General features: G+C 58.7%; 1 protein-coding gene. It reads left to right on the forward strand.

The genetic code is table 11. The features are described from left to right. Positions 1–455, forward strand: a 455-nt coding sequence (locus ACLFKU_RS44160) for an AMP-binding protein (RefSeq protein ID WP_410853448.1), incomplete at both ends; no start/stop codon positions are given.

The raw sequence follows: 455 nt of genomic DNA on the forward strand, positions 1-455 counted from the left end.
CGGCCTCCGATCCGGACCCGCGCGCGCTCGGCCTGAGCTCACGCCACCTCGCCTACGTGATCTACACCTCGGGATCATCAGGCACGCCCAAGGGCGTCATGGTCGAACATCGGGGCTTGGCCAATCTCGCGTTGGCTCAGATCAAGCTTTTTGGCGTTTGTTCCAATAGCCGAATAATGCAGTTCTCCTCCTTCGGTTTTGATGCAAGCGCCTGGGAGCTTGTTATGGCGTTCGGCTCAGGAGCCGCACTGCATTTGCCTGCGGATGAGCGCCGTCAAGCGGGTAACAAGCTATCGGATTACCTGCGAAACGAAGCCATCACCCATGCGACGTTACCTCCCGCATTGCTTCAGGGAAGCCAGGATCTGGAATGTTTGGCGTCGCAGGTTCTCATTCTTGCCGGAGAGCTGCCGAACGCAGAACTCATCCGACGCCTGCCTGCAGCATCCATTGTC

Source organism: Paraburkholderia sp. EG304 (genome assembly GCF_046543485.1).
Classification (GTDB): domain Bacteria; phylum Pseudomonadota; class Gammaproteobacteria; order Burkholderiales; family Burkholderiaceae; genus Paraburkholderia; species Paraburkholderia youngii.